This is a genomic window from bacterium, from assembly GCA_009926305.1.
Taxonomy (GTDB): domain Bacteria; phylum Bdellovibrionota_C; class UBA2361; order UBA2361; family RFPC01; genus RFPC01.
Genome location: RFPC01000184.1, coordinates 1 through 1,949 on the forward strand (window position 1 = coordinate 1; position 1,949 = coordinate 1,949).

At 44.6% G+C, this 1,949-nt stretch carries 5 protein-coding genes; all 5 read right to left on the minus strand.

Annotation, left to right across the window (positions count from 1 at the left end):
* On the minus strand, positions 1 to 549 hold a 549-nt coding region (locus EBR25_13560), incomplete at its 3' end, for a hypothetical protein (GenBank protein NBW42009.1).
* Between the two features lie 112 nt (positions 550 to 661).
* Positions 662 to 913 carry a hypothetical protein gene (locus EBR25_13565; protein ID NBW42010.1) on the minus strand — a complete coding sequence of 84 codons (252 nt, stop codon included), beginning with the start codon at positions 911 to 913 and terminating at the stop codon, positions 662 to 664.
* Positions 910 to 1,209, minus strand: coding sequence for a hypothetical protein (locus EBR25_13570; protein ID NBW42011.1), 300 nt, complete (start codon positions 1,207 to 1,209; stop codon positions 910 to 912). Before EBR25_13570 ends, EBR25_13565 begins: the two co-directional genes overlap by 4 nt.
* Positions 1,209 to 1,460, minus strand: a complete 252-nt coding sequence (locus EBR25_13575) for a hypothetical protein (GenBank protein ID NBW42012.1) — start codon at positions 1,458 to 1,460, stop codon at positions 1,209 to 1,211. The genes EBR25_13570 and EBR25_13575 overlap by 1 nt, the downstream gene beginning before the upstream one ends.
* A 122-nt stretch (positions 1,461 to 1,582) precedes the next feature.
* Positions 1,583 to 1,949: hypothetical protein (locus tag EBR25_13580; GenBank protein NBW42013.1), on the minus strand; the 367-nt coding region annotated here is incomplete at its 5' end.

Consider the following 1,949-nt stretch of genomic DNA (forward strand, 5'->3'; position numbering starts at 1 on the left):
ATTATCTCTCCAAAACCTTATCTCGCTTCCAACATAGTCGATGTTGTAAATTGGAGCGTAAAGGGTGGTCGCTTGCTCTAACGTGTTTGGTTCGATGATATAATGCAGTACGAGTTTTCCAGTGAGCTTAGCTACGTCAATACCAACCAACTTAACCGCATCGCCTACAAAGTGAAAACCGAAAGGTGAGGCTGAGTAACTGGAGCCAGCCATGAATTTATCTTCGTCCTCGAGAGAGACATATGGAATGTTGTATAAATTTTCGGAATTATCAAAATATTTTATCTCACGTAGAACTCGTCCATATGCTCGCTTAGGAAGAGGGACGAGGCTATTAGGGAATGCGGGAGTACCTGCGGTAGTTGTCAGTGGTACTAGGGTTTTTACAACATTAAATTCTTCCGAAATCTTCAGAAGAGTAGGGTATATATATTCGTCAAGGCATTGATTAAGTAGTTTTGTAACAAGTGCGTTGGTTATCCGCTCGTCATCAGCCGGAACTGATGCGCGGTCTTTCACGTCAGCGATTAATTCAGTTACTGAGAGCATGGGGCCTTCCCCTTATTATCGGCGAATTGCTTTTGGCTGTGATTTAAGGCGATCTGCGAGCTCTTGCTTAACTTTAGCCATTTCATCGTCCTCTTCGCCTTCTGGCATCTCTTCACCTTCCAGGCATCTCGCCTTCTTCAGCCATTGGCTCGCCTTCGTCTCCTGGTTCGGGCATAGGGGTCACACCCGCACCACCTGCAGACATATCCATGCCTTCTTCTTCGCCCTCTTCCATGCCCTCTTCGTCTTCCATACCTTCTTCAGGCATTTCTGCTTTTTGTTGAGCGAGACGTTCAGCATGGTCAGCGATGATTTGATCGAGCCCTTCTGCTAGTTTAGAGAGTGCTTCCTGTCTATTCTTCATGAATCTTTCCTTTCTAGTTTCTCAACACGTCTGTCGAGGTTTTCAATTTTATGGTCAATTAGCTCGCTTTGAGCTTCCAGTTTCTCACCTATCTTTGTAATCTCTATTCTCAGTCCTGTCAAGTCAGCTGAGACAGCTTTGAAGTTATTATCAATACTTTCTAAGTGGCCTCCGAAGAATTTAAATAAACTTTTCACAAGCTTATGTATGCCTAGGAACATCATCCCGATGACGAATGCCGTTAAAGCAAGCTCGGGAGAGTCCGCTATACCTATGAAAAGCTTAGAAAAATCCATTATCCGAACCTCTTTGCTAGAATATCTACACCTTTTTTAATAGCTTCTGCTGGGTCTGTGTACCATCCGCTTTTTATGACGTATACTATCATATCTGCAAGCAATAGCATAACAAACCCTCTGTAATCTTCAGCACTTAAACCTGCTCCATGCTTTCTAGCTTCTTCAAATGCCGCTTTAACCCGCTCAGCGACCCGGTCTTCAGATATCTTCTGCTGCTTCTTCAGCCTGAAATTGAGTACTTTCCCCATTGCAGACCTCCTGAAGTATTGTATCATATTCTGGCTGGTCTGTCAAGCCTTTTTACGACCAATATCCACTTTGCGATGTCCAATTTGTTCCGTCGGCATCCCCTTTCAAGGAAGTGTACGGATTAACCGTACATGTTTATAATGAGTTCACCAGAATTTGCGGTTGCTGATACTGCTTTAATCGAAAGACGTGTTCCTGCGGGGATTTGCAACGGGATTCGCCCATTTCCACCAGGAATTATGAAAGAAGATGAGGTTTCTGAGCCAGCTGCACCCAACCCAAGCTCCAAAGTCTCTCCCGAATTATCAAAAATCTCAATTTCTTTGATTGCGGTAGCACCAACCGATGCTAGAAGCTGAGTCCATGCTCCGGTTGTGACATTTGTAGAGGAATATACAAGTCTTGCGCGTTCTCTGTATGTCACGCCGTTCTGAACCTGCACTGTTCCGGCAACATCGGCTTCTACAGTAAGTGCTCCGCTCGGATTC